At 73.6% G+C, this 26,354-nt stretch carries 19 protein-coding genes and 1 pseudogene; 13 read left to right on the top strand and 7 right to left on the bottom strand.

Annotation, left to right across the window (positions count from 1 at the left end):
- The first annotated feature begins 22 nt into the window (after positions 1-22).
- The 6 genes from ACIP4X_RS09280 to ACIP4X_RS09255 all read left to right on the top strand — a co-directional run bounded on the left by ACIP4X_RS09280 (position 23) and on the right by ACIP4X_RS09255 (position 11,525).
- Positions 23-2,653, top strand: coding sequence for a protein kinase (locus ACIP4X_RS09280; RefSeq protein ID WP_401347543.1), 2,631 nt, complete (start codon positions 23-25; stop codon positions 2,651-2,653).
- A 162-nt stretch (positions 2,654-2,815) separates the two neighbouring features.
- The gene (locus ACIP4X_RS09275) at positions 2,816-4,453 is read left to right on the top strand and encodes a protein kinase domain-containing protein (protein ID WP_358734103.1); all 1,638 of its coding nucleotides are present in this window, start codon (positions 2,816-2,818) and stop codon (positions 4,451-4,453) included.
- 96 nt (positions 4,454-4,549) lie between these two features.
- Positions 4,550-6,208 (top strand): serine/threonine-protein kinase, encoded by a 1,659-nt coding sequence (locus ACIP4X_RS09270; protein WP_401347541.1) that lies wholly within the window; start codon positions 4,550-4,552, stop codon positions 6,206-6,208.
- A gap of 54 nt (positions 6,209-6,262) precedes the next feature.
- Positions 6,263-7,972, top strand: coding sequence for a protein kinase domain-containing protein (locus tag ACIP4X_RS09265; RefSeq protein ID WP_391456089.1), 1,710 nt, complete (start codon positions 6,263-6,265; stop codon positions 7,970-7,972).
- A 124-nt stretch (positions 7,973-8,096) separates the two neighbouring features.
- Positions 8,097-9,710, top strand: a complete 1,614-nt coding sequence (locus ACIP4X_RS09260; protein WP_401347537.1) for a succinic semialdehyde dehydrogenase — start codon at positions 8,097-8,099, stop codon at positions 9,708-9,710.
- Positions 9,711-9,728: 18 nt separating this feature from the next.
- Positions 9,729-11,525, top strand: a complete 1,797-nt coding sequence (locus tag ACIP4X_RS09255; RefSeq protein WP_358733985.1) for a GMC family oxidoreductase — start codon at positions 9,729-9,731, stop codon at positions 11,523-11,525.
- Between the two features lie 466 nt (positions 11,526-11,991).
- Here the strand turns inward: ACIP4X_RS09255 and ACIP4X_RS09250 are convergent, their stop codons facing one another.
- Entirely contained in the window at positions 11,992-12,303 is a 312-nt protein-coding gene (locus ACIP4X_RS09250) for a chorismate mutase (RefSeq protein WP_358733987.1), read from the bottom strand.
- Between the two features lie 413 nt (positions 12,304-12,716).
- Here ACIP4X_RS09250 and guaA point away from each other — a divergent pair, with 413 nt between their 5' ends.
- Positions 12,717-14,297, top strand: coding sequence for a glutamine-hydrolyzing GMP synthase (gene guaA / locus ACIP4X_RS09245; protein WP_358733989.1), 1,581 nt, complete (start codon positions 12,717-12,719; stop codon positions 14,295-14,297).
- Positions 14,298-14,309: 12 nt separating this feature from the next.
- On the opposite strand, the gene ACIP4X_RS09240 is transcribed toward guaA, so the two are convergent.
- Positions 14,310-14,783: a pyridoxamine 5'-phosphate oxidase family protein gene (locus ACIP4X_RS09240; protein ID WP_358733991.1), complete on the bottom strand. Its 474-nt coding sequence runs from the start codon at positions 14,781-14,783 to the stop codon at positions 14,310-14,312.
- 305 nt (positions 14,784-15,088) lie between these two features.
- Here ACIP4X_RS09240 and ACIP4X_RS09235 point away from each other — a divergent pair.
- The 3 genes and pseudogenes from ACIP4X_RS09235 to ACIP4X_RS09225 all read left to right on the top strand — a co-directional run bounded on the left by ACIP4X_RS09235 (position 15,089) and on the right by ACIP4X_RS09225 (position 18,093).
- Positions 15,089-15,890: pseudogene (locus ACIP4X_RS09235) on the top strand (class II aldolase/adducin family protein).
- A 216-nt stretch (positions 15,891-16,106) separates the two neighbouring features.
- On the top strand, positions 16,107-17,375 hold the full coding sequence (locus tag ACIP4X_RS09230; protein ID WP_358733994.1) for a hypothetical protein: 1,269 nt from the start codon (positions 16,107-16,109) through the stop codon (positions 17,373-17,375).
- A 196-nt stretch (positions 17,376-17,571) separates the two neighbouring features.
- Positions 17,572-18,093 carry a DoxX family membrane protein gene (locus ACIP4X_RS09225; protein ID WP_401347530.1) on the top strand — a complete coding sequence of 174 codons (522 nt, stop codon included), beginning with the start codon at positions 17,572-17,574 and terminating at the stop codon, positions 18,091-18,093.
- A 36-nt stretch (positions 18,094-18,129) separates the two neighbouring features.
- Here ACIP4X_RS09225 and ACIP4X_RS09220 read toward each other — a convergent pair whose 3' ends face one another.
- Both ACIP4X_RS09220 and ACIP4X_RS09215 read right to left on the bottom strand, forming a co-directional pair.
- A complete protein-coding gene (locus ACIP4X_RS09220) occupies positions 18,130-18,381 on the bottom strand; it encodes a hypothetical protein (RefSeq protein ID WP_358733997.1) in 252 nt (83 codons plus the stop codon).
- Complete coding sequence (locus ACIP4X_RS09215; RefSeq protein ID WP_391456099.1) at positions 18,368-19,846, bottom strand: PspC domain-containing protein; 1,479 nt, start codon at positions 19,844-19,846, stop codon at positions 18,368-18,370. The genes ACIP4X_RS09220 and ACIP4X_RS09215 overlap by 14 nt, the downstream gene beginning before the upstream one ends.
- A 234-nt stretch (positions 19,847-20,080) precedes the next feature.
- Here ACIP4X_RS09215 and ACIP4X_RS09210 point away from each other — a divergent pair, with 234 nt between their 5' ends.
- Both ACIP4X_RS09210 and ACIP4X_RS09205 read left to right on the top strand, forming a co-directional pair.
- Positions 20,081-21,370 carry an ATP-binding protein gene (locus ACIP4X_RS09210; protein ID WP_100569991.1) on the top strand — a complete coding sequence of 430 codons (1,290 nt, stop codon included), beginning with the start codon at positions 20,081-20,083 and terminating at the stop codon, positions 21,368-21,370.
- Positions 21,370-22,089 carry a response regulator transcription factor gene (locus ACIP4X_RS09205; RefSeq protein ID WP_358734001.1) on the top strand — a complete coding sequence of 240 codons (720 nt, stop codon included), beginning with the start codon at positions 21,370-21,372 and terminating at the stop codon, positions 22,087-22,089. The genes ACIP4X_RS09210 and ACIP4X_RS09205 overlap by 1 nt, the downstream gene beginning before the upstream one ends.
- 35 nt (positions 22,090-22,124) lie before the next feature.
- Here the strand turns inward: ACIP4X_RS09205 and ACIP4X_RS09200 are convergent, their stop codons facing one another.
- Positions 22,125-23,189 carry an NlpC/P60 family protein gene (locus ACIP4X_RS09200; protein WP_358734105.1) on the bottom strand — a complete coding sequence of 355 codons (1,065 nt, stop codon included), beginning with the start codon at positions 23,187-23,189 and terminating at the stop codon, positions 22,125-22,127.
- Positions 23,190-23,582: 393 nt separating this feature from the next.
- Between ACIP4X_RS09200 and ACIP4X_RS09195 the strand changes: the two genes are divergently transcribed.
- Positions 23,583-23,936, top strand: a complete 354-nt coding sequence (locus tag ACIP4X_RS09195) for a hypothetical protein (RefSeq protein ID WP_358734003.1) — start codon at positions 23,583-23,585, stop codon at positions 23,934-23,936.
- Positions 23,937-23,939: 3 nt separating this feature from the next.
- Here ACIP4X_RS09195 and ACIP4X_RS09190 read toward each other — a convergent pair whose 3' ends face one another.
- The gene (locus tag ACIP4X_RS09190; protein WP_401347523.1) at positions 23,940-24,902 is read right to left on the bottom strand and encodes a tellurite resistance/C4-dicarboxylate transporter family protein; all 963 of its coding nucleotides are present in this window, start codon (positions 24,900-24,902) and stop codon (positions 23,940-23,942) included.
- Between the two features lie 102 nt (positions 24,903-25,004).
- On the bottom strand, positions 25,005-26,318 hold the full coding sequence (locus ACIP4X_RS09185; RefSeq protein WP_391456104.1) for an NlpC/P60 family protein: 1,314 nt from the start codon (positions 26,316-26,318) through the stop codon (positions 25,005-25,007).
- Between the last annotated feature and the right edge of the window lie 36 nt (positions 26,319-26,354).

Raw genomic sequence — 26,354 nt, 5'->3', positions numbered from 1 at the left:
CCGTGCGGCCGGGGGAGGCAACGTGGACGACTATGCGGGCCGGGTTCTCGCCGACCGCTACCGCCTGCCGCTGCCCCCGTCCGACGAGTACGAGCTGACCGAGACCCGGGCCTTCGACACCTACAGCGGGCAGGAAGTCCTCCTGCGACAGGTGCCGTTGCCCGAGGTGGTCGAGGCGGAGGTGCTCGACGCGGACGGCCTGCCCGACGGCTTCACCGCGCGCGACGGAGGCTCCCGGCGCGGGCCGGTCCGTACGGGCCGTTCGGCGGGCGAGGCCCGGGGCGCGCGTGCGGCGACGCGGCGGCCCGCCGATCCGGCGGTGCGGCGGGCGGTCGAGGCCGCGCAGGCCGCGGCCCGGATACCCGACCATCCCCGGCTCGACCAGGTCTTCGACGTGTTCGCGGAGGGCGGCTCGTTGTGGGTCGTCAGCGAACTGGTCGCCGCCCGGCCCCTGGCCGCGCTGCTCGCCGAGAATCCGCTGTCGCCCTACCGGGCGGCCGAGGTCGCCTCCGACATCCTCATGGCGCTGCGGGTGCTGCACGCCCACGGCTGGGTGCACCGCAACATCACCGCCCGCACGGTCCTCGTCTGCGACGACGGCCGCGTGATGCTGACCGGCCTCGCGGTCGGCGCGGCGGAGGAGGCCCTGTGCGGGTACGACCCCGTCCCGCCCGAGGACGACGGGGACGACAACGATCCGGGCGGCGCGTCCGGCACGCCGGGCGGTCCCATGGGCCCCGGCGGCACGGCCGGTGGGGCGGGTGCGACGGGCTTCGCCGGACTCACCGAGGTCACCAGTGGTCAGGGCTTCGGAGGCGGGACCGGCGCGGACACCCCGACGGTGGATCCCGAGGCCGCGCGGCGGGCCGCGATCGAGGCGCGGGCGGCCGGACCGTTGCCGCTGCCCGGCCCGGACGCGGGGCCCGGCGCGCCGGGCGCGCCCGCGCGGCGGACGCCCCAGACCGGCGGGGACATCAGGGCGGCACGGGCCGGAGCGATCGCCGCGTACCGCGCCGGCGCGCGGGCGGCCGCCCGGGTGCAGGAGGCGCAGCAGAGCGCGCGCGCCGAACTGCCCGGCGCGCGCACGCCCGTCGAGGGCGAGACGCGGCCCGCCGGGAGCACCACCCCTCCGCCGGGCCAGATCGCCGATCCCTACGGCGTCCGGCCCCCCACCCACAACGGCACCGCCGCCCACCCCGGAGCGGCCACACCCCTGCCGCCCGCACCCGCCGCCGACGCCCGCGGCCCGCGCCCGGCGCTCGCCGCGGGACCCGGAGCCACGCCGGGCCACGTCGTGCCCGCGCAAGGGCGCGGTGAGCCCGGCGCGGGCTCGGCGGACGACGCCGGGGGCGTACCGGCCCGTTGGGGCGACCTCGCGGCCGGCGGTCCCGCGCGGCGGGGGCCCGCCACCGCGCTGGCCGCCGAGCGGGCGCGGCAGGCCCGGATGGCCGTGGTGGGGCCGGTGACCGAGCGCTGGGCGCCGGAACAGGCCGGGCCCGTGCACGAGAACTGGCAGCTCGCCGCGCCCATCGGCCCGGCGACCGACCTGTGGGCGCTCGGGGCGCTGCTCTTCCGGGCGGTGCAGGGACACGCGCCGTACCCGGAGGAGTCCACCGCCGAGCTGGTGCAGATGGTGTGCGCCGAGCCGCCCGCGTACGCGGAGGAGTGCGGGCCGCTGCGCCCGGTCGTGGAGTCGCTGCTGCGCCAGGACCCCACCGAACGCATCGACTTCGAGGAACTGAGCGGCTGGCTGCGCTCACTGGTGCGCTCCGCCCCCGAGCCGGAGGCCGGCGTCCACGTCATCGCCGCCCCGCCCGCCGACCCCAGCAGGCTGCCCGTCGTACGGCGCCGCGGCGAGCTGGTGCGCAGGCGGCGGGCGGGGCTGCCCGCCACCCACGCGCGGCACAGACGGCAGACGGGTTCGCCGCGGAACCTGGGCCGTACGCTGCTCCTGCTCATCCTGCTGCTGATGGCCGCCGCCGTCGCCTACGCCGTGCTGTTCATGCCGAAGGCCGACCGCGACGGCACGGGCGCCGGCGACCGCACCGGAACCGCAGGCGAGGCGAGCCCCGCCCCGACTCCCTCGGACGGCGGTGGGAGCGGCGCCCCGCAGCCCGGCGGTTCCTCCACGGCGGACGACGACCCCTCGAAGCCGTCCGGTTCGGCCGAGGCCGAGACGCAGACGACCGCGCCGGACGCCGCCGACGGCTTCACACTGCGCAAGGACCCCGCCGGCTTCCAGGTCGCAGTCGCCAAGGACTGGACCCGTACGCCCGGGAACAACCAGCGGCAAGTGATCTACTCCCAGGGCTCGTTCGAGCTGATCGTCGTGCCCGGGCGGGACACCGCGGCGGCCTTCGGCAGCGACCCGATGGTTTACCAGCGGGAGAAGGAGCGCGAGTTGCAGGCCTACCGCGACTCGAGCTGGGCCACCTCCTCGGGTCTGCGGACCACTCAGGTCGGCGGACGGACCACGGCCGAGGGGCAGTTCACCTGGACGGACGGGAGCGGACGGCAGCTGTACGTGCGCAACCTGGCCGCCCTGATCGACGGCAAGTACCACGTGGTGCAGGTACGCGGGCCCGAGTCGCAGCGGGACCGGGTGACCACGCTGTACGAGCAGGCCTCGGCGACGTACCGGTACACCGGCTGAACCGGCGCGACCGCCGGAACCGCCCGAACTGCCGGAACCGCGCCCCCGCCGGGGAGCGACAACCGTCACAGTGGGGCTCTCCTGGGACCCCGCTGGTTCCCAGCCGGGGGGCCGGTCCCTACGCTGAGCCTGTCAAGACCACTGCGGGGAAACGTGAATCAGATGCAGGGCCTGCTCCTCTCGGGCCGCTACCGGCTCGCCGACGCCATCGGCAGCGGCGGCATGGGCCGGGTGTGGCGCGCGCACGACGAGGTGCTGCACCGGGCCGTCGCCATCAAGGAGTTGACCGCCGCGCTCTACGTCGCCGAGAGCGACCAGGAGGTGCTGCTGGCGCGTACCCGGGCAGAGGCGCGCGCGGCGGCACGGATCAACCACTCCGCCGTCGTGACGGTGCACGACGTGCTGGAGCACGACGGCCGCCCGTGGATCGTGATGGAGCTGGTCGAGGGCCGCTCGCTGGCGGACGCGCTCAAGGAGCGGGACCGCATGGACCCGGCGGAGGCCGCCCGGATCGGTCTGTGGGTGCTGCGCGCCCTGCGCGCCGCGCACGCCGCCGGGGTGCTGCACCGCGACGTCAAGCCCGGCAACGTGCTGCTCGGCGAGGACGGCCGTGTCCTGCTCACCGACTTCGGCATAGCCCAGATAGAGGGCGACACCACCATCACCCGCACCGGCGAGGTCGTCGGCTCGGTCGACTACCTGGCCCCCGAGCGCGTCCGCGGCCACGATCCGGGACCGGCCTCCGACCTGTGGGCGCTGGGCGCCACGCTCTACACGGCGGTGGAGGGCCTGTCCCCGTTCCGCCGCACCTCACCGCTGAGCACCATGCAGGCGGTCGTCGACGAGGAGCCGCGCGAGCCGCGGCACGCCGGCCCGCTCGCCCCGGTCATCACCGCCCTGCTGCGCAAGGACCCGGCCGATCGGCCGCAGGCCGAGCAGGCCGAGCAGATGCTCGCCGAGGCCGCCGAGGGCCGCAGACCGAGCAGCGCGCAGGCGTACGTGCCCACGCAGGCGGCCGGACTCCACCCGGAGACCGCCGCGCCCGCCGACGCGTATCCCGCCTCGGCGTCCTGGCCGCAGGCCACGACCCCGTACCCGGCGCCCGCGCAGGCCGTCACCGGACCCGTGCCGCAGCACGCCCCGGTCCGGATGCCCAGGCGCCGCCGCACCCTGATCCTGGTCGTGGCCCTCGCCGCGCTCGTCGGCGGCGGCAGCGCCCTGATGCTGCAGAAGTGGGACCAGGACCGGCGGCAGGTCCCCGAGACCTCCCAGTCGACCCCGCCGCCGGAGACCACCACGCCCTCCCCGACCACCGACGCCTCGGGCGGTCTCCCGGACGGCTGGGTGCGCGTGCGCGACCCCTACGGATTCAGCCTCGCCGTCCCCGACGAGAGCTGGCAGCGGCAGGAGTTCGACGCGGCGACCCACCAGGTCGACTACACCCCCGACGGCGGCAGGCACTTCATCCGCGTCGCCATGGAGGACACGCCGGACTTCGCGACCGGTCACGAGCACCAACTCGACCTGGAGCAGCAGCTCCAGCGGCTGGTCGACTACCGGAGGGTGACCCTTGAGGCGAACACCTACCGCGACCGCCCGGGCTCCCTGTGGGAGTACAGCTGGACGGCCCTGGCGAAGGACACGCCGTTCCCCGGCCCGCGCCACGCCATCGAGGAGACGTACTTCTCCCGTGACGGCGTCGAGTACGCGATCTACATGTCCGCGCCGGAGGAGGACTGGCCGCGCACGCGGGAGCAGTTCAAGACCGTGCTCCAGAGCTGGCAGCCGACCGCCGGCTGACCCCCGGCCGCCCCCCGCCGCCGACTCTCGGCCGGGCCGCGTCGTTGGCCGGTCGACGCCCCAGAAGCGGGCGAACTCTGCGGCATGATGGGGCGTATGGGGATCGAGGGGGACGACTTCCGTGTCGTCGCGGGCCGTTACCGCCTGGAGGCGAGGCTCGGCCGCGGGGGCATGGGCATCGTGTGGCGGGCCACCGACCAGCTCCTCGAACGGCGGGTCGCGGTCAAGGAACTCCCGCTGGACGAGACCCTGTCCGACGGGGAGGCCGCGCTCCAGCGGAAGCGCACCCTGCGAGAGGCCCGCGCGGTAGCCCAGTTGCGGCACCCGCACATCGTCGTCGTGCACGACGTCGTCGTCGAGGACGAACGCCCGTACATCGTCATGGAGTTGATCGACGGCGGCTCGCTGGCCGACCGGATCGCCGCGCGCGGCCCGGTGGACGCCGCCGAGGGCGCCCGCATCGGCGTCGCCCTGCTGGGCGCGCTGCGCACCGCGCACGCCGCCGGTGTCCTGCACCGGGACATCAAGCCGGCCAACGTCCTCGTCGAGTCGGGCACCGACCGGATCGTGCTCACCGACTTCGGCATCGCGCGGATGACCGGCGCGACCACGCTCACCGAGACCGGGACCTTCGTCGGGTCACCGGAGTACACCGCTCCGGAGCGGATGTCCGGGGCCGGGACCGGGCCGGAGTCCGATCTCTGGTCGCTCGGCGCGCTGCTGTGCGCCGCGCTGAGCGGCGAGTCGCCGTTCCGGCGCGACTCGCTCGGCGGCGTCCTGCACGCGGTCGTCTCCGACGAGATCCGGCCTCCCGCGCAGGCCGCGCCGATCCTGCCCGTCGTGCGCGGGCTGCTGGAGCGCGATCCGGACCAGCGGCTGACGGCGGCCGAGGCGGAGCGGATGCTGCGCGCCTTCCTCGAGTCGGGCCGCACGCCGGAGCCGTTGGTTCCCCATACGCCGACGCAGAGCGACGTGCCCGTAACCTCCCACGCGCCCGCTCCGGCGCAGACCGACCCCTCCTCCCGGGCGCCCGCCCGGTACCCCACCCGGAACGTGCTGGTCGCCGCGCTGCTGGTGGCCGCGACGGCCGGGGCGGGCGCGTCCGCCGTGGCGTTGCTGGTGCGGGGTGGTGGCAACGACGGTGGGATGCCGACGAGTTCGGCCCCGCACACGCCCGAGGACGCCACGGACGGCAGCACCTCACCGCCTGAAACGCCGTCACCGCCGCCCGGCTCGCTCCCCGTCCCGGTCTCCACGGTCACCGTCACGGGATCCGCCCCGCCCGCCGCCGAGGAAGCGGTGCCCTCGGGCCACCACCTGGTGCACGACCCGGCCGGCTTCTCCGTCGCCGTACCGGACGGCTTCACCCGCGAACCGCAGGGCGAGCGGGTCTTCTACCTGTCACCCGGGGAGACCTTCCGCCTCGGCATCAAGGTGGCCCGGCCGGAGGACGGAGGCCCGCTCGCGGTGATGCGGCGCGCCGACGCCGCGGGACCGGACACCAACCCCGGCTACCACGCCGGCCGTGTCACCGCCACCACCCACCGCGGACACCCGGCCGCGCTCTGGGAGTTCACCTGGAACGGCTTCAGCGCGGCGGAGGGCCCGCGGCGCACGTACGACCTGTGCTGGGAGCAGGACGGGCGGATGTACGACGTGTGGGTGTCGGCGCCGGTCGGCAGGGTGCGCGAGGCCAAGGAGCACTTCGACGTCGCGGTCGGCGCTTTCGACGTACGGCAGGTCACGGGTCGGTGACCGGACACGCCTCTTGCTGGAGTCGGCGGAGGGGGTCGCGATATGGATGGACCCATGAGCAATCACGGGGGCGCCCAGTACGGGGCCGACGATCCGACGACCTTCGCCCTGCAACCGCCCGACCCGCAGGCGCGGGTGCCCCACCCGCAGAGCCCGTACGCCGCCTCCGCACCGGGCGGCGGGGACGGGCAGCCGCAGGGACCCACACGCGTGGAGCCGCAGAGCACCGCCCCCGGGCAACCGGAGAGCGCTGCCGTGCAGCCGCCGGAGCCCGGCACCGGCCGGCTGATCGGCGGGCGCTACCGGCTGCTCGCCAAGCTCGGGCACGGCGGCATGGGGACCGTGTGGCGGGCCAAGGACGAGACGGTGGACCGCGAGGTCGCCGTCAAGGAGCCCCGCGTCCCCGACCACGTTCCGGAACGGGAGCGGGCCAACGCCTTCGAGCGCATGCGCCGCGAGGCCCGCGCCGCCGCCCGGCTCGACCACCCCGCGGTCGTCGACGTCCACGACGTGGCCGTCGTCGACGGGCAGCCGTGGATCGTGATGGAGCTGGTGCGGGGCCGCTCGCTCGGCGCCGCGCTCCAGGAGGGCACCCTGGACGCCCGCGAGGCGGCCCGGATCGGTCTGGAGGTGCTCGGCGCGCTGGAGGCCGCGCACGCCGCGGGCATCCTGCACCGGGACGTCAAGCCGGACAACATCCTGCTCGGCCGGTACGACCGGATCGTCCTCACCGACTTCGGCATCGCCCAGATCGAGGGCGAGACCAACCTGACCGACACCGGCGGCTTCGTCGGCTCACCCGAGTACATCGCGCCCGAACGGGTGCTGGGGCAGCGTCCCGGCCCGGCCTCCGACCTGTGGTCGCTCGGCGTGGTCCTGTACGCGGCCACGGAGGGCGTCTCCCCGTTCCGCCGCAGCAACACCCCGGCCACCCTCCAGTCGGTCCTCAACGCCACGCCTGCCCCACCGGCCGCCGCGCAGGGCCCGCTCGCCGAGGCCGTCACCGGCCTGCTGCACAAGGATCCGGCGCACCGGCCGCCCGCCGCCCGGGTGCGCGCCCTGCTGGAGGCGGCCGTCGCGCCGCCCGTCCCGACACCTACGCGCGTGGTGCGGTACGCCGAGGGCGCCCCCGGCGGGCCGCGCGGCCTCCGGCTCGGGCGCGGGGCATGGCTCGGGCTCGGCGCGGCGGTCGTCGCGGCCGCGGTGACGGCGTACGTCCTGATCGCCCACCCGTTCGCCGGCCCGCTGCCCGAGGACTGGGCGACCCACCACGAGAACGACGTCGCCGCGACGATCGCCGTGCCGAAGGACTACCAGCGGCAGGTGCCGGACGGGAAGAACGACAAGAAGCACTGGGTGACCTACAGCGACTGGAGCGGCGGCATCACGGTCGGGCTGCGCCTGCTGAGGAAGTCCGAGGAACCGGAGCGCACCATCAAGGACTCCGCCGCCGCCCAGATGTACGACGACCTCGGCACCTTCAAGCAGTCCGGCAGCTACGAACTCGACATGCCCCAGAACCCGGTGACCCACCCGAAGGAGTCCACGTACCGCGGCAAGCAGGCGGCGGAGAACACGGTCGTCTACACCACCGACGACAGCACGCACCCGATGCCGCGCGAACTGCGGCTGTTCTACTACAAGACCGCCGGGGGCGACCTGTACAAGCTCACCGTCGGCTACCCCGGCAAGGGCGACTTCACCGAACGCGGCCGCGAGGTGGCAGGTGCGGTGATCGCCAACCTGGACCTCGACGATCTGTGACAAGGCCCTGATCAGCGCGTTCGTTGCCAGTGATCACTGGCGCGCTGTGAGCACTCGGTGAATCCCGTGAATCCCTATTACTGACGGGTACACAAAGCCGCCCGACCGGCATACCCTGCGCGTCATGACGGACGCGCAGGCCCCGGCGAAGACCGGCACCAATCCCCAGGCCCCCGCCCCCGCGGGGGCCCGCACCGCCGACGACGTGGTGACCCCCGAGCTGGTCGCCCGGCTCACCAAGGGCGTCGCCGGGTCCGGCCGCACCGCCAACCACACGCCGTTCACCGGCGACAAGCTCGCCGACCTGCCCGAGTCCACCCCCGAGGACGTGGCCCGCGCCTACGAACGGGCCCGTGCCGCCCAGGCGGTGTGGGCCCGGGTCCCGGTACGGCGGCGGGCGGCCGTCCTGCTCGACTTCCACGACCTGGTGCTCGCCCGCCAGGCCGAGGTGCTCGACCTGATCCAGCTGGAGACCGGCAAGGCCCGCCTGCACGCGCACGAGGAGGTGCAGGCCGTCGCCGTCGCGGCCCGGCACTACGGCCGCCGCGCCGCCGCCTATCTGAAGCCCAGGCGGCACACGGGCGCCATCCCCGTCCTCACGCGCGTCACCGAACTGCGCCACCCGCGTGGGGTGGTGGGCCAGATCGCCCCGTGGAACTACCCCCTGGAGCTGTCCGTCGGCGACGCGCTGCCCGCCTTCGTCGCGGGCAACGCGGTGGTCATGAAGCCCGACACCGAGACCTGCCTGACCGCGCTGTGGGCCCGCGACCTGCTCATCGAGGCCGGGCTGCCCGCCGAGGTGTTCCAGGTCGTCCTCGGTGAGGGCCCGGTCGTCGGCCCCGAGGTGGTCAGGCACGCCGACTACGTCTCCTTCACCGGCTCCACCCGCACCGGACGCGAGGTCGCCCAGAGCGCCGCCGCCCGGCTGGTCGGCGTCTCCCTCGAACTCGGCGGCAAGAACGCCATGCTGGTGCTCGCGGACGCCGACATCGAGAAGGCGGTCGCCGGGGCGGTCCGCGCCTGCTTCTCCTCCGCCGGCCAACTGTGCATCTCCATCGAGCGGCTGTACGTCCACGAGGCGGTCGCGGACGCGTTCCTCGACCGGTTCGCCGCCCGTACGCGGGCGATGCGGCTCGGCACGTCCCTGGCCTACGGCGCCGACATGGGCTCGCTGGTCGGCGAGCGGCAACTGGCCACCGTCACCCGGCATGTGGAGGAGGCCGTCGCCAAGGGCGCCAAGGTGGTGGCGGGCGGCGTCGCCCGCCCGGACATCGGCCCGTACTTCTTCGAGCCCACCATCCTCGACGGCGTCGAGGACGCGATGGCCGTGTGCACGGAGGAGACCTTCGGCCCGGTCGTCTCCGTCTACCGCTTCACGAGCGACGACGAGGTGATCGAGCGCGCCAACTCCACGCCGTACGGCCTGAACGCGTCCGTCTGGACGAAGGACGCCCGCCGCGGCCGCGAGGTCGCCGCCCGGCTGCGCACCGGCACCGTCAACATCAACGAGGGCTACGCACCCGCCTACGGCAGCGTCCAGTCGCCGATGGGCGGCATGAAGGACTCGGGTCTCGGCCGCCGGCACGGCTCCGAGGGCATCCTCAAGTACACCGAGGCCCAGACCGTGGCCCACCAGCGGCTGCTGCCCATGGCCCCGTCGCTAGGCATGGACGACGAGGGTCACGCGGCGTTCATGACCCGCAGCCTGAGGCTGATGAAGGCGTTCCGTCTCCGCTGAACGCACCGAGGAGAACACGTGTCTCAAGACGGCCATGGCTACGACTACGACGTCATCGTCGTGGGCTCGGGGTTCGGCGGGTCGGTCTCCGCGCTCCGCCTGACCGAGAAGGGCTACCGCGTCGGCGTCCTGGAGGCGGGCCGCCGCTTCACCCGCGCGACCCTGCCGAGGAACTCCTGGGACCTGAAGAACTACCTGTGGGCCCCGAAGCTCGGCATGTACGGCATCCAGCGCATCCACCTGCTCGGCAACGTCATGGTGCTGGCCGGCGCGGGCGTCGGCGGCGGCTCCCTGAACTACGCCAACACCCTCTACGTACCGCCGAAACCCTTCTTCGACGACCCCCAGTGGCGGGACATCACCGACTGGCAGGACGAGTTGAAGCCGTACTACGACCAGGCGCGACGCATGCTCGGCGTGCGGCTCAACCCGACGACGACCCCCTCCGACGTCCATCTGAAGGCCGCCGCACAGCGGCTGGGCTTCGGCGACACCTTCCACATGGCGCCGGTCGGGGTGTTCTTCGGCGACGGTGAGGACGCCGACGGCACGACGACGGCGAAGGCGGGCGAAGAGGTCGCCGACCCGTACTTCGGCGGGGCCGGACCGGACCGCAGGGCCTGCACCGAGTGCGGCGAGTGCATGACGGGCTGCCGGCACGGCGCCAAGAACACCCTGAACGAGAACTACCTGTACCTGGCCGAGAAGGCGGGCGCGGTGGTCCACCCCATGACGACGGTGGTGTCGGTCACGGACGACTCACGCGGCGGCTACGCGCTCGCCACGCTTCCCACCGACGACAGGAAGAAGGGCGCCGGCCGCCTGTTCACCGCGCGCAGGGTGGTCCTGGCGGCCGGCACCTACGGCACCCAGACGCTGCTGCACCGCATGAGGGAGAGCGGTCGGCTGCCCCATCTGTCCGCGCGGCTGGGTGAGTTGACCCGTACCAACTCCGAGGCGCTGGTGGGCGCCCAGACCGGCGACCGGCGCTACCGGAAGGCGACCGGGAAGCCGAGGGCGGACTTCACGCGCGGAGTCGCCATCACGTCCTCCGTCCACCCCGACGAGAACACCCATATCGAGCCGGTCCGCTACGGCAAGGGCTCCAACGCGATGGGCGGCCTGTCGATCCTCCAGGTCCCGTACGCCGAGGGCTCGTCCAGGGTGGCGGCCTGGCTGGCCAACGCCGCCCGCCACCCCCTGCTCGTCCTGCGCTCCCTGTCCAACCGCCGCTGGTCGGAGCGGACCATCATCGGCCTGGTGATGCAGTCCCTGGACAACTCCCTGACCACGTACCTGAAACCGGACGGTGTCGGCAGGGGGCTGCTCACGGCCCGCCAGGGTCACGGCACGCCCAACCCCCAGCAGATCAGGGCCGCCACGGAGGGCGCCAGTGCGCTCGCCGCCGAGATCAACGGCTTCGCCGGGTCCAACGTGGGCGAGCTGATGGGCACTCCGCTCACCGCCCACTTCCTCGGCGGCTGCCCGATCGGCGCCTCGCCCGAGACCGGTGTCATCGACCCGTACCACCGCCTCTACGGCCACTCCGGCATCTCGGTCGTCGACGGCGCCGCGGTCTCGGCGAACCTGGGGGTGAACCCGTCGCTGACCATCACCGCGCAGGCCGAGCGGGCGATGTCGTACTGGCCCAACAAGGGCGAGGCCGATCCGCGTCCGCCGCAGGGGGCCGCCTACGAGCGTCTGCGGCCGGTGGAACCACGGCATCCGGCGGTCCCGGCGGACGCCTTCGGCGCGCTGAGGCTGCCGTTCCTGGGGATGCCGCCGGTGCCGCCGAAGAAGTCCCGAACCGGCTGAAGGGCCGGGAAGGGGCCTCGGGAAGGAGCCCCGGGGAAGAGAGAGGACCTGCACCCCCCTCCTGGCACAGGTCCTCCTCCGTCCGCTGATGTGACAAGGGGAGGCCGGGAAAGGTTGCGCGCGAGCCGGTGGGTTTCCTGTGTGTCCTGCATCACATCTCCGGGGTTCCGTATCCGCGCGCGCAGAAGAAGGGCCCCCGCGGCCTCGGGCGGCGGGGGCCCTTCTCTCTGTCCCGGGCGGCCGGCCCCGGGCGTCCCCGGAACCGGCCGTTCAACTGGGTGACCGGGCTGCTGTCCCCTGCCGTCCGGTCACTTCCTGGAGCGAGGTCCCACGACGCACGGCACGATCCGCACGCCTCATCGCTCCGGAGATCCACGCGTGGTTCTTGCGGGCCCGCCCCTGGCTGGCACGGACACCGGGACAACGAGGCGGCCCGCGCGACGGTCACGCGCCGTACGGGTGAGAGTCAGACCCTGCCCCGGCACAGCTCCAGCAAGGTCATCGCCAGGGTCGTGCCCGGCTTGCCCAGGGCGTCCCTGTAGTGGCCGAGGATCTCCATCTCGCGGGAGAGGTTCACCCGCCGGCCCCCCGAGGCGATACGGGTCTCCTGGATCACCGCGGAGACAGCCATCCGTTCCTGGATCAGGCCGATGATCCGGTCGTCGAGGGCGTCGATGCGCTCCCGGGCTCCGGTGATCACGTGCGCGGCCTCGTCGGTGCGGGCGCCGCTCTTGGCGGTGGCGGCTGGGGTCTGGGTCTGCGCTGCGGTGGCGGTCATCGCGGGGCTCCTCGGTGATGTCGGACGTGGTGCCCCGGCGGACAAGGACCACAACGCCAGGCGCCCCGGACCTTGTCGGCCCGGGGCGCCTCGGAAGTCGCTTGTCAGTGGCTCAAGCAGCACGACCATGGCAGCCGGTGGGCCGGTCGCCATAGGTAAACAGGAAGGTCGTCTGCGCGAGCATGCTGCCAGTATGCCGCGCCCGGGCGTGGCATCCAACACGGTTCGCATGATGAGACGAGCCGAGACGAGCGGTGGACGGGCCCTCGGCGCGGGTCCGGGACGTGCGGTCACCGGGCAGGGGACTCCGGGCCCGGCCTCCGGGCGCCGGTCTTCGGGCGCCGGGGAGGCACCCGCGACCACCTCGGTAGAATCGATACACACAAGGACCCCCCGACGCCGGAAGGCACCCCGTGTCATCAGCGACCCCCGCTGCCGCCGCCCCCGACACCGTCCTGGTCGTCGACTTCGGCGCGCAGTACGCCCAGCTCATCGCCCGTCGCGTCCGCGAGGCACGGGTCTACAGCGAGATCGTGCCGAGCTCCATGCCGGTTTCGGAGATGCTCGCCAAGAACCCGGCGGCGATCATCCTGTCCGGCGGCCCCTCCTCGGTGTACGAGGAGGGCGCCCCGCGCCTCGACCGCGCGATCTTCGAGTCCGGCGTCCCCGTCTTCGGCATGTGCTACGGCTTCCAGCTGATGGCGCAGGTCCTCGGCGGCACCGTGGACAACTCCGGGGCCCGCGAGTACGGCCGCACCGGACTGGTCGTCTCCAAGCCCTCCTCCACCCTCTTCGAGGGCACCCCGGCCGACCAGGACGTGTGGATGTCGCACGGCGACGCCTGCTCCGCCGCCCCCGAGGGCTTCTCGGTCACCGCCTCCACGGACGTCGTCCCGGTCGCCGCGTTCGAGAACGACGAGAAGAAGCTGTACGGCGTCCAGTACCACCCGGAGGTCATGCACTCCACGCACGGCCAGCAGGTCCTCGAGCACTTCCTCTACCGCGGTGCGGGCCTCGAGCCGAACTGGACCACCGGCAACGTCATCGACGAGCAGGTCGCCGCCATCCGCGAGCAGGTCGGCGACAGGCGGGCGATCTGCGGGCTGTCCGGGGGCGTGGACTCCGCGGTCGCCGCCGCACTCGTGCAGAAGGCCATCGGCTCCCAGCTGACCTGCGTCTACGTCGACCACGGCCTCATGCGCAAGGGCGAGACCGAGCAGGTCGAGAAGGACTTCGTGGCCGCGACCGGCGTGCAGCTGAAGGTCGTCGACGCCGAGGAGCGCTTCCTCACCGCACTCAAGGGGGTCAGCGACCCCGAGGAGAAGCGGAAGATCATCGGCCGCGAGTTCATCCGCGTCTTCGAGCAGGCACAGGCGGAGATCATCGCGGACGAGGGCCCGGCGGTGGAGTTCCTCGTCCAGGGCACCCTCTACCCGGACGTGGTCGAGTCCGGCGGTGGCACCGGCACCGCGAACATCAAGTCGCACCACAACGTCGGCGGCCTGCCCGAGGACCTCGAGTTCAAGCTCATCGAGCCGCTGCGCCAGCTGTTCAAGGACGAGGTCCGCATGGTCGGCCAGGAACTCGGCCTGCCCGACGAGATCGTCCAGCGCCAGCCCTTCCCGGGCCCCGGCCTCGGCATCCGGATCGTCGGCGAGGTCACCAAGGAGCGCCTGGACCTGCTGCGTGAGGCCGACGCCATCGCCCGCGAGGAGCTGACGGCGGCCGGCCTCGACCGTGAGATCTGGCAGTGCCCGGTGGTCCTGCTCGCGGACGTGCGCAGCGTCGGCGTCCAGGGCGACGGCCGCACCTACGGCCACCCGATCGTGCTGCGCCCGGTCTCCAGCGAGGACGCCATGACCGCCGACTGGTCGCGGCTGCCCTACGACGTGCTGTCGAAGATCTCGACCCGCATCACCAACGAGGTCCGGGACGTCAACCGCGTGGTCCTCGACGTGACGTCGAAGCCGCCGGGCACCATCGAGTGGGAGTGAGCCCGCTCCGGTCTACGTCCGCCTGAGAGTCCGCACCGGCTCTCCGGGCTTCCAGACCCGTACGACCAGATAGGCGTCGTCCTCGACGCTGGTCCGTACGACCTCCGTCAACTCGGTGCGGAAGAGGTGGAACGGCTGCGGCGGTTCCACCTCTTTCACGTACGCGCCCTTCACCTCGGGATCCTCCACCTCGACCGCCCGCCCGGCGATCCGCGCGTCACCGCCGGCCATCGCGGTGTCCGGCCCCGGATTCGCCTGCAGCGCGAACCTCGGATCCCGGCGCAGGTCGAGCGCCTTGAGCGAGCCCGGCATCATGCCGAGCCACAGCTCGCCGTTCAGGAAACGCACCTCGAGGCCCGTGGTGCGCGGGGAGCCGTCCCGGCGCAGGGTCACCAGGACGTGGTGCGGGAACGCCCCGAACCGCCGCTCGACGGTCGCGGCCATGTCGGGTTCCGCGGCGGCGAAGGCCGCCCAGTTCGTTGCCATGCCGCGAGTGTGGCGCGGATGGCCGACATCCTCTGTCGGGTTTTCGGGGGCGTTCTGCGCGGGGTCTGCGTCGTAATAGGCGTACAGGTGGGGGCGGCCGGCACGTGAGTGGGCACGGGTGGCCGTGTGGGCGCGGGCGGGCGCGGGTGGTCGGCGCGCGGGCGGGGCGCCGTCGGTGGTGTTCGGCGGCATCCGGCCGCGGCGCCGGTGTGCTCCCCGGCATCTTCACCGCACGGCGCTCGTATCCCGGCCCGTTCGGCGGTAGCTTCCGGCTCGTACGTCGTCGATCCAGCGACGGAGGTCCCATGCACGGCGCCGCCCCCACCCCGCCCCCGCCCCTGCCCACCGAGAAGCTGCGGTTCGCGATGCCGCCGCGGCACGAGTCGGTGGACGACGAACGCCGGTACCGCAAGGAGCGGCTCGCCGGGCGCGCTGCGGATCTTCGGCCGGTACGGCTTCGAGGACGGCGTCTCCGGCCACATCACCGCCCGCGACCCCGATTTCAGCGACTGCTTCTGGGTCAACCCCTTCGGGATGCCGTTCAAGCACGTCACCGTGAGCGACCTGGTGCTCGTCAACCAGGACGGGCAGGTGCTCCAGGGCCGTCACCACGTCAACCAGGCCGCGTTCACCGTGCACGCCCAGGTGCACGCCGCCCGCCCGGACGTCGTCGCCGTCGCCCACTGCCACTCCGTGCACGGCCGCGCCCTGGCGGCGCTCGGGGATCTCCTGGACCCGATCACCCAGGAGAGCTGCGCCTTCTACGAGGACCACGCCGTCTACGGCTCCTACACCGGCGTCACCGTCGACGCGGAGGAGGGGCGCCGGATAGCGGCCTCGCTGGGCTCGCGCAAGGCGCTGGTGCTGCGCAACCACGGACTGCTGACGGTCGGCGACTCGGTGGACGCCACCGCCTGGTGGTTCCTGGCCATGGAACGCTCCTGCCAGGTGCAGCTGACCGCCCGGGCGGCGGGCCGGCCGGTCCTGATCGACCACGAACCGGCGGTCGCGACCCGGGAGCAGCTCGGCGGCGACCTGGTGGCGTGGATCAACTACCAGCCCCTGCGGCAGGACATCAGCCGCAGCGAACCCGACCTGCTGACCTGAGCCCTTCGGAGTATGGGACATCTCAGGACATCTCGCCGTCCCTGCCGGGATTCGCGCAGCCGGGTGCGGCCGAGTCAACACGGCGTTCCCGGCTTCACCCGCGCGGACTGGACCTGACGAACGCGAGCGGGGCGGTATAGGGCACAATTCGCTTTCTGCGTGGGGGTGTTGTTGTCGCGGCGGGGCCGCGGGATCCGGGGAAGGCGGGCGTCGGGCGTGGCGGTGCAGGAGGCGAGAGGCGTGGGTGCCCACGGGGGCGGCTGCACCTGCGGGGACTGCCCGCACGGGGCGCGTGCGGGACACCGGCAGGCTGTTGCCGCGTTCCTTCACAAGCGGGACGAGTTCGCCGCGGGCCACGGCCTGCCGGCGGCGGTGGCGCACTCGGCGTCGGCCTCCCGGCAGTGGGTGTCGGAGGAGCTGACGCAGTCCGCGGAACTCGTCGCCGAGCGGGGGCGGGCCGAGGGCGAGGCATGGCTGGCGCGGCTGTGGCGCTGGACGGCGTACACGGTGTGGGCGGTGGTCGTCCTGCTGCTCCTGGTGCAGGCGCTGACCGCGGTCGGCGTGGGCTGGAGCACCGCCCGGACGGCGGGACTGCTGGCGGCCGTCCTGGTGGCCGGGGCGCTGACGGCCGCCTCCTGGCTCCACCGGGCGCGCGGCGGGGCGCTCGCCCCGGTCATCGGCGAGGACAACCGGCTGTCCACCTCCCGCGCGGTGGCCGCCGGCTGGGTGCTCTTCGTCGCGTACGCGGTGCTGGTGCTGGCGGGCCGGCTCGCCGCGGCCTCGGACCACGCCGAGCGCGATGCCCTGATCGCCGGGCTGGACCTGGCCCGCGGCGCCGGTGTGGTCACCGTGCTCGCCGTGGTGTGCGGAATCGCGGTCCTGGTACGGCGGGTGGTCGGGCTGCGGGTGCTGGGGCAGCGGCTCCAGAAGGTGCGCGCGGACCGGCCGCGGGCGGCCGACCTGCTGACCGACGACGCGGGACGCGGCGCCTTCACGGACATCCAGTACGTGGTCATCAGCGCCGTCGCGCTGGTGTTCGCGGCGGTGCGGCTGGCCCGGCGCCCCGACCAACTGCCCGACCTGCCGTGGGGGCTGGCGGTGGTGGTGCTGGTGTCGGCGGCGACCTACCTGGCGGGCAAGTACGCGGACGGCGGCCGGCCGGTCGTCCTCTCGGTGGTCCGGGCCCGGGAGGCCGGGGACCTGGACGCGCCGATCCGGACCGGCGACGACATCGAGATCCGGGGCGCAGGGTTCGTCCCGCCGGGTGCCCAGGGAGCCGACCGGCTGGCCCGTATGAGGGTCCGCATCGGCCCGGTCAACGTGCACGTGCCCCTGGTCCCGGTCGCGGGCGGCTTCAGCAACCCCACGGACGCGGCGTTGACGGTGCCCGTCCCGGCGGACGTGGAACCGGGCCGGGTCGAGGTGCAGGTGGTGACGGCGGCCGGTGTGGAGACGAACCGGTACACGATCGACGTGACGGAGTGACGGCGGGCGACACCTCCGGCGGATCGGGCACGATGGTTTTGCGGAGGGCCGTCAGTACTCCGACTCCTTGGGACGCATGACCCGAAGTCACGCGGAAGCCGGAAAAACCTCTCCGTGGGATTGAGCGGGCCCCGCCGCGCATACGTATGGTCGATTGAGGGGCACATACGACGGCGGTGAGAGGCGGCTCGCAGCGATGACCCACGTTCGTACGGAGACCCGGATCATGCAGGCTGAACCGAACCGAACCTGGCGGGACACAGCGGCCCGCTACGCCCTCCTGCCCCTCCGCGTCTTCCTCGGGGTCACCTTCGTCTACGCCGGCCTCGACAAGCTCACCTCCAGCGGCTTCATGCGGGCCACCGGCCCCGGGTCGATCGGCGAGACGATGCGCGCCGTCCGTGACTCCTCCGCCGTCCCGGCCCTGGTCGACCTGGCCCTGAAGAACCCGGTCGGCTTCGGCTACGCCATCGCCTTCGCCGAACTGGCCGTCGGCCTCGGCACCCTGATCGGTCTGCTGGGCCGCCTGGCCGCGCTCGGCGGCGCGCTGATCTCCCTCAGCCTGTGGCTCACGGTCAGCTGGGCCACCACCCCCTACTACTACGGCAACGACCTCGCCTATCTGATGGCCTGGCTGCCCCTCGTCCTCGCCGGCGCCCCGATGCTCTCCGCCGACGCCGCGCTGCGGGCACGGCGACGGCGAGGGGCGGGGGAGTAGCGACAGCACGGCGGCGGGTGGGGGAGTGGTGACGGCTCAGCCCGTCCCTCTCGTTCCCGCTGCCGTTCCCGCTCCGCCGGGAGTCCGGCGGGTGTCCCGGCCCCTGCGCACGGCCCTGTTCACCACCCCCGCCGCACCGCCCAGGCACAGGCCGCCGACGACCATCGGGACCAGCAGGAACCACGGGACGTGCCAGGCACCGGCCGCGTCTCCCGCGTAGACCACGCCCGCGCCGGTGAGGAAGACACCGGACACCAGCCTCCCCGGCTGGAACTCATGGCGCAGCACGGCTGACCTCCACCTGTCCCATCCCGACGTGGAGTCTGAGGTCCACGGTCCCGGCGTTCTTGCCGCCTGCGGTCGCGGGCAGCGTGACCTGCTGGTGCCGCCCCGGAGCGACGTCCACGTCCTGTGCGGAGTCGCCCGGCAGCTGGATGTCGCCGAGCCCCACATCGATGTTCGCCCGCACGGCCACACCCTCGGGCACGATCACTCGCAGTCGGCCCGCCCCCACCTGCGCCTTCGTCGTCACCGTCGCTCCCTTGCCGAGGTGTATCCGGGTCAGGTCCAAGATGCCCTCCCCGGTGCCGAGGCGGTACTCGGGCCGTACGTCCGCCGTCGCCGCGGGCTGCCAGGTGCGGTGCCCCCACTGCGTGGTGATGTCCTTCGGAAGGGCCGTGGAAGCGGCGAGCAGCGCCGCGGTGACCAGGGCCAGGAATATCGAACCGAAGCCCGTCCGCCCCAGGAACGCGCTCACCGCCATGCCCAGGCCGAAGACCGCGAGCGCGCAGGCGAGGCCGGCCTGGAGGCTGGTGCCCAGGGCGTGGGTGTCCCAGGTCAGGCGGGCGCCGAGGGTGCCGGCGGCCAGGGCCAGCAGGAACACCCAGCCGCCGATCCCGTGAGGGCGGGCCGGCTCGGTGCGTACGGGACGCGCGTACGCGCCGCCGTGCGTGCCGACGCGTGCGCCGAGGCCGATGTTGACGGCGGCGGAGACGTCCCGCACGTCCCGGCCGTCCCGACGGCCCCGGTCGTTCCGGTCGCGCGCGTCCTGGGGACCCCACAGATAGCCCGTGCCGCCGACGTGGGTGCCGTCCTTGACGATCGGGTCGCGCCACCAGGAGGCGTGGAGGGTGGGCACCGGCGGCGCCTGGGCCTCCGGCGGGGCGTCGGCGACGGCCTGGGCTGCGAGTGGGTCGGGGCCGGGTGCCCCGCGGTGCTGCGACCAGTACCCGGCGCCGGCGAGGAGCAGGGACAGGACGACGCCGAAGGTCAGCACGCTGCCGTTGCCCAGCATGGACAGGAAGACCCCGCAGCCGACCAGCGCGAACAGCACGGCCGCGAGCGCCGGTCCGTCCACCCGGCCGGTGAGGAGCTTGCGCACCTCGTTCTCGTCCTCGTCGTCGTACGGCACGAAGAGCCAGGCGAAGCCGTAGAAGATGAGGCCTATGCCGCCGGTCGCCGCCAGCACGGCCAGCGTGATCCGGAAGATCACCGGGTCCATGTCGCACTGCCGGCCCAGACCGGCGCAGACGCCGCCGATCATCCGGTGCGCCCGGTGCCGCCGGAACTTCAGCACGCCCTCGGGGCCGTCCGGCCCGGTGTCGGCGTCGAGGCGCGCCCCCGGCGTCGCCCCCGGTCCGTGCTCCGCACCCGCACCCGCGCCGGGCACGGCGTCCCCTGGTCCGGTGCCCGGGGACGGGCCCGGACCGGAGCCGGGCTCGGGCCCCTTCGCGGTGTGCTGGTGATTCGTCATGCGTCCATGGTGACGGGCGTGCGGTCGTGGCGGGAGCCGGGACGACCCTGGGCGAACCCTGATTCGCCCCTGAGCCGCGGCCGGGGATGCGTTCGACCGGCCCCCGGGCCGCGCTCCGGGTGCCTGCGAGGAGCGGGTCGGAGAGCGGGTCGGAAGCACAGGGGCGGAGATCAGGGGAGTCTAGGGGGCGGACCCTGATGCTCCCGCACCGCCGGGCGTGTGACCATCAGTGGCATGCCGGAAGCCGCAGCAGCGCCCCTCGACGACCCGCGGCCGCCGCGCAAGCTCTACCGCAGCAGCGACGGACGCTGGCTCGGCGGAGTGGCGCGGGGCCTCGCCGGGCACCTCGGGCTGCCCGTCGTCTGGGTGCGGCTGGTCTTCGTCGGCCTGTTCATGGCCGACGGCCTCGGCGCCCTGGTGTACGCGGCCTTCTGGTTCTTCGTGCCCCTCGGCGTCGGAGGCGTCGGCGACCAGAAGCCGCCGTCCCTCGTCACCACCGAGACCTCGCCGGACGGCCGCCGCAGAATCGTCGCCCGCAAGCCGGACAAGGGCCAGATCGTCGCCCTGCTCCTCATGGTCGTCGTGGCGATGGTCTTCGTCGGCAGCGTCAATCCGGGCAACGGGGCGAAGGCCTACCTCCTGCCGGCCGTCCTGGTCGCGGCCGGTGTCGCCCTGGTCTGGCGCCAGGCGGACAACGCCCGCCGGGCCCGCTGGGTCGAGGTCGGCCGCCGCCGCCGTACGCTCACCCTGGCCCGCGCCGGCGCGGGCGTCCTGCTGGTCACGGCCGGCGTCTCCGCCATCTTCGTGATGCAGGGGTCCGCCGCCCACCTGGGCTCGGTCCTCCAGGCGGCGCTCGCCGTCCTGGTCGGCATAACCCTGCTCGCCGGCCCCTACCTCGTGCGCATGACCCAGGACCTCTCCGAGGAGCGCCTGATGCGCATCCGGGCCCAGGAGCGGGCCGAGGTCGCCGCCCACGTCCACGACTCGGTGCTGCACACCCTGACCCTGATCCAGCGCAACGCGGAGAACGCGGGCGAGGTGCGCCGCCTCGCCCGCGCCCAGGAGCGCGACCTGCGGGCCTGGCTCTACAAGCCGGAGGGCAACGGCAAGGACGAGGCCGACGAACCGGCCACCCTCGCCGAGGCGGTCAAGCGCAACGCCGCCGAGGTCGAGGACAAGCACGGCGTCCCCATAGAGGTGGTCGTGGTCGGCGACTGCCCGCTCGACGACCGGATCGGCGCCCAGATGCAGGCCGCGAGGGAAGCCATGGTGAACGCCGCCAAGTACGGTGGCGAGGGCGGTGCCGTCCAGGTCTACGCCGAGGTCGAGGGCAGGACCGTCTTCGTGTCCGTCCGGGACCGCGGACCCGGCTTCGACCTCGACGCGATACCCGCCGACCGGATGGGCGTCAGAGAATCGATCATCGGCCGTATGGAGCGCAACGGGGGGACGGCCCGGCTGCGGGCCGTGCCGGACGGCGGCACTGAGGTCGAGCTGGAGATGGAGAGGGCGGAGAACACGTGATGAGCGACCCGACCGAGGCGAACGGTACGGCGGGAGCGGGGACGGCGGGGGCGGGCGGGCGGCATGTGCGCGTGGTCCTCGTCGACGACCACCGCATGTTCCGCACCGGGGTCCAGGCCGAGATCGGCCAGACCGAGGAGACGGGCGTGGAGGTCGTCGGCGAGGCCGCGGACGTCGACCAGGCCGTCACGGTCATCACCGCGACCCGGCCCGAGGTGGTCCTGCTCGACGTCCACCTGCCCGGGGGCGGCGGAGTGGAGGTGCTGCGGCGCTGCGCCGCGCTGACCGCCGACGCCGAGCGGCCCGTCCGCTTCCTCGCGCTGTCCGTGTCGGACGCGGCGGAGGACGTGATCGGTGTGATCCGCGGCGGAGCGCGCGGCTATGTGACGAAGACGATCACGGGCACCGACCTGGTCGACTCGATCTTCCGGGTCCAGGAGGGCGACGCCGTCTTCTCCCCGCGCCTGGCCGGCTTCGTCCTCGACGCCTTCGCCTCCACCGACGCCCCGCCGGTCGACGAGGACCTCGACCGCCTCACCCAGCGCGAGCGCGAGGTCCTGCGGCTCATCGCCCGCGGCTACGCGTACAAGGAGATCGCCAAGCAGCTCTTCATCTCCGTCAAGACGGTGGAGTCCCACGTCTCCGCGGTGCTGAGGAAGCTCCAGCTCTCCAACCGCCACGAGCTGACCCGCTGGGCGACGGCACGCCGGCTGGTGTGACCTTCGCCGGCGCGCATCCGGGCCCCCGAGGTCCCTCATGCCACCCGGGTCGCCCCCGCGAAGGGCATCTGGTCGATCGGGGCCAGGCGGACCGGGGCCGAGGGGTTCGGGGCGTGGATCATCTGGCCGTTGCCGACGTAGAGGCCGACGTGGCTGACGCCGGAGTAGAAGAAGACCAGGTCGCCGGGGCGCAGGTCGGACCGTGGGACACGGCGGCCCGCGTTGATCTGGGCGTAGGTGGTGCGGGGCAGCGCGACCCCGGCGGAGCGGTAGGCGGCCTGGATCAGGCCCGAGCAGTCGAAGGCGTCGGGCCCGGTCGCGCCCCACACATAGGGGCTGCCGAGCTTCCGGTAGGCGTAGGCGACGGCCGTCGCCGCGCGGCCACCGGGGACGGTGACCGACGCCGGGTCACCGACGAGCGGCTCCCGGGCGCCGGAGCCGTGGCGGGTCGCGTGCTCCATGTCCCCGCCCTGGGCGATCGCGGCGCGCTGCTGCGGGGGCAGTCCCGCCAGCAGCCGCCGGGCCTCGTCCAGTTTGGTGGTGACCGTCTTCTTCTGCCGCCGCAGTTCCGCCTGCCGCGAGCGCAGCGAGGTCAGCTCGATGCGCGCGTCCCCCCGCAGCCGGCCGATCTCCCGTAGCTGTCGGCGCACATCGGACACGGCGGCTGTCTGCCGGATGCCGGCCCGCTCGGCGAACTCGGCCCCGTCCAGGTACTGCCGGGGGTCGTCGGACAGGATGAGCTGCACCACGGGGTCGATCCCGCCGTCCCGGTACTGTGCCGCGGCGATCGTGCCCAGCGCGTCGCGGGCGGTGTTCAGCTTCTGCTGCCTGCGGGCGGCCTCGTCGCCCAGCTCCCTCAGCCGCTTCTCGGCCGTGTCCGCCTTCTCCCTCGCCCCGTCGTACTTCTCGGTGGCGGTCTCCGCCTCCCGGTAGAGCCTGTCCACCGAGGCCTTGATCTGCTCCGACGCCGGCCGCGGAGCGGCGTGCCCGGTGCCGTCGAAGCCGGTCGCCGTCGCGGCGCCCGCGAGGGCGATCGTGGCGGCCGTGCGGACGGTGCTCCCGCCGAGCGAGCGCTGTCGGAGCCTGCGGTGCGCTGCCACCTGGAGCGTCACGTCCCTTCTGCCGCGGAGGCGGGGTCCTGGTCCGGCGGCGGGCCGCACAGGGGAGCGGCCGGCCGCCGGACCTCTCGGCGGTGGTGTCCGGCCGCCGCCCCTGGTCCGGGCGGCGGTGAAGCCGGTCACCTGGGGGAGGAGCTAAGTCGCTCGGTGCCCGCCCGGTGAGGTCTTGTACGGAAGTGGCGCCAGGGGATCACCCGCTGACCGCATGTGACCGCGAATCGGTTCCGGATACGCCGCCTTCGCGCGCTGCGATGACCGATGCGGGAGTTTTCGGGGCATTCGGGCCGGGCGAGGTGCTATGGGTCGCATATATGCGGATGCCCTGGGACGGGCCGGTGCCGGGGGCGGGGAGGCCGCTGGTTAGGCTCCCGAGTCATGGACGTACTCATCCATCTCTTCGTCGGTCTGCACATCGTCGGTATCGCCGCGCTGCTCGGCGGCTTCCTCACCCAGATGAAGGCGATGGGCCGGGGCACGGCGCGGTTCGTGCCGGCGATGCTGCACGGCGCGCTGACCATGCTGGTCACCGGCGTGGTCCTGGTCGGCCTCAACCAGGCCCAGGGTCACCACGTCGACAACATCAAGATCGGCGTGAAGCTGGCGCTGCTGATCGTGATCCTCGGCCTCGTCTACGTCAAGCGGGACGACGAGAAGGTGGACAAGGGCCTGTTCGGCCTGGTGGGCCTGCTCACCGTGGCGAACATCTTCATCGCCGTGCTCTGGACGTGACGGTCAGCGCAGCGCCCTGAGCTCCGTGCGCGCGTCCAGGACCGCGCCCGCGGCGACGGCCAGCCACGCCGCCACCGCGATCCACAGCAGCACCTCCCCGAGCCCCCGCGACGGGACGTTCGCGGCGGTCGCGACGGACACGCTCGCCGCAGCCGTCATGCCCATCGGGAACACGGTCGACCAGCGGCGCACGTCGTAGTGCGGCCGGGGCCGTACCAGTTCGGCGACGACCAGGACGGCGTACCAGCACAGGTCGAGCACGAGGAGTGCCAGGGTCACCGTCCGCAGGACACCGCTGTCGTCGGCGTCCCAGAGGTACCTGCCCGAGCCGGCGGTGACCAGACGCGCGCCGGCGAGTGCCGAGATCGCCAGTGCGCCGGCCGCGATCCAGTGGTCCCCGTGCCCTTCGAGCAGCTGCCGCAGGTCGAAGCAGCACAGCGCGAAGACGTACAGCGCGAGCCCGATCCAGAACAGCACCAGCGCGGCGTACGCCGGCCAGGCCACCCCCTGCTCCTCGGCCAGCGTGGCGGCGAGCACGGCCAGGCCCTCGGTCGCCACGCAGCTCAGGAACACCGCGCCGGGCATGGGCCGCCGTGAGCTGCGGACCACCAGCACCAGCAGCCCCGGCCACAGGACGAAGGCAAGCGCGAGCAAAGCCTCCGCGAGGGTCTGCCATCCCAGCGCCGAGAAACGGGTCCCCAGCACGGTCGTCGCCGCGACGGCGGTGAGGGCGCCCGGCGTCCCGGCCTCCCTGATCCACCGCGCCCGGTCGCCCAGCAGCCGCAGGACGAAGTCCGCCGCCAGCGTCAGCCAGGCGAGGCAGGCCACCGCCAGGATCAGGCGGGACAGCAGCTCGTAGCCCGTCAGATGCAGGGCGACCGACACGATGCCGGTGGCCATCACGGCGGCACCGGCCGCCGGAGGGCGCTGCGCCAACCAGGCGCGCATGGGTGAGGTGCCGGGCATGGCCCGATGCTAAGGAGCTTCGCGCGCCCGTGCGCGGGGCACGCGCGCGGGCGCGCACAAAAACCGGCCCGCCGACAGCCGGCCGGACGGGACGCGCCGCCCTCAGGCCGGCCGCACCACGCGGTGCGCCGCCGATGCGCCGTCGTGGTGGACAGACTCCTCGCGGACGCGGTCGCCGGGCCTCGGCGCGTGGATCAGCACGCCGTCACCGGCGTAGAGGCCGACGTGCTCCGCGTCGTCGAGGAAGGCGAAGAAGACGAGGTCGCCGGGCCGGGCCTCGGCGAGCGGGACCGCCGTACCGGCCTGTGCCTGGTCGCGGGCCGCTCGGGGCAGCGTGACACCCGCGGCCTTCCAGGCGGCCTGGGTGAGACCGGAGCAGTCGTACGACCCCGGACCCGCCGCCCCCCACACGTACGGCTTGCCGAGCTGTTCACGGGCGAAGGCGAGGGCCTGATCGGCCCGGGTGGCAGCCGTGGGACCGGACGACCATCCCGGGAACGTGCCGGTCGCCTGCTCCGTGAGCGGACCAGGCGTCTGTTCCGTGAGCACGCCGGGCGTCTGTTCCGGGAACACACCGGACGCGTGTCCCGAAAACATGCCGGGCGCCTGCTCCGGGGGCATGCCGGACGCGTGCCCTGGGGACATGGCGGCCGTCTGCTCTGGGGCCATGCCGGGCGCTTGCTCCGGGAACACGCCAGGTGTCTGCTCCGGGAACACGCCCGTCGTGTGCTCCGGGAACACGCTGGCCGGGGAGCCGAGGGGCGCGCCGTCGGGCTGGGGAGGGAAGGCGGTGGTGGTCTGCGGGTGCTCCGTCGCCTGCGGACGGGGCGCGGGCTCGGTCGTGGGGGGCGCCTCGTGCGCGTGGTGCGCCGACAGCAGTACGCGCGCGTGTGCCAGCTTCCGCTGGACGGCCGCCTTGGCCGCCGCGATGTCGTGCTGCTGCTCGTCCGGCGGCTCGTGAAGGACCGGTGCCGTGGTCCCGGGCGCGGGCGGACGCGCGCCCGGGCCGTCGGCCAGGCTTTCGCGGCGTACGTTCAGGCGGCCGATCAGCTGGGCCTGGTCGAAGTAGCCCTGCGGGGTCTCGGCGAGCAGCAGGGCGGCGGTCTCGGGGGTGCCGTCACCGCCGCGGTTCGGGGCCGCCGTGAAGGACCCGAGCATGTCGCGGGCCCTGCCGAGCATCTCGGTGCGCTTGGCGACGTCGTCGAGGAGCGCGGCGACCAGTCCGCGCTGCCTCGCCCCCTTCTTCTGGGCGCCGTCCTTCTCCGCGGTGTCCCTCCGCGCGGTGGACGACCCCGCCCGGCCGTACAGGTAGTCGAGCTTCCTCTCGATCTCCTCCGGGCTCGGCCCGGCGCCGTCCGCCCCGCGCGTGCCCGGTCCGGGCGCTGCGGCGGGCCGCGTGCTGCTGTGCGACGCCAAGGGAGGCGACTCCTTCCATCGTCCGCCTGCCGGCCG

The sequence above is a fragment of the Streptomyces sp. NPDC088817 genome (assembly GCF_044750345.1).
Taxonomy (GTDB): Bacteria; Actinomycetota; Actinomycetes; order Streptomycetales; family Streptomycetaceae; genus Streptomyces.
Note: the sequence above shows the minus strand (reverse complement) of the source record. Positions and strands in the feature narration are given on the sequence as shown.

Bases quoted from the DNA above. Each gene is read 5' to 3' on its own strand.
- ACIP4X_RS09260 (WP_401347537.1), top strand. From the start codon at position 8,097: ATGACGGACGCGCAGGCCCCGGCGAAGACCGGCACCAATCCCCAGGCC.
- ACIP4X_RS09210 (WP_100569991.1), top strand. From the start codon at position 20,081: ATGCCGGAAGCCGCAGCAGCGCCCCTCGACGACCCGCGGCCGCCGCGC.
- ACIP4X_RS09275 (WP_358734103.1), top strand. From the start codon at position 2,816: ATGCAGGGCCTGCTCCTCTCGGGCCGCTACCGGCTCGCCGACGCCATC.
- ACIP4X_RS09270 (WP_401347541.1), top strand. From the start codon at position 4,550: ATGGGGATCGAGGGGGACGACTTCCGTGTCGTCGCGGGCCGTTACCGC.
- ACIP4X_RS09195 (WP_358734003.1), top strand. From the start codon at position 23,583: ATGGACGTACTCATCCATCTCTTCGTCGGTCTGCACATCGTCGGTATC.
- ACIP4X_RS09190 (WP_401347523.1), bottom strand. From the start codon at position 24,902: ATGCCCGGCACCTCACCCATGCGCGCCTGGTTGGCGCAGCGCCCTCCG.
- ACIP4X_RS09215 (WP_391456099.1), bottom strand. From the start codon at position 19,846: ATGACGAATCACCAGCACACCGCGAAGGGGCCCGAGCCCGGCTCCGGT.
- ACIP4X_RS09205 (WP_358734001.1), top strand. From the start codon at position 21,370: ATGAGCGACCCGACCGAGGCGAACGGTACGGCGGGAGCGGGGACGGCG.
- ACIP4X_RS09265 (WP_391456089.1), top strand. From the start codon at position 6,263: ATGAGCAATCACGGGGGCGCCCAGTACGGGGCCGACGATCCGACGACC.
- ACIP4X_RS09250 (WP_358733987.1), bottom strand. From the start codon at position 12,303: ATGACCGCCACCGCAGCGCAGACCCAGACCCCAGCCGCCACCGCCAAG.
- ACIP4X_RS09240 (WP_358733991.1), bottom strand. From the start codon at position 14,783: ATGGCAACGAACTGGGCGGCCTTCGCCGCCGCGGAACCCGACATGGCC.
- ACIP4X_RS09225 (WP_401347530.1), top strand. From the start codon at position 17,572: ATGACCCACGTTCGTACGGAGACCCGGATCATGCAGGCTGAACCGAAC.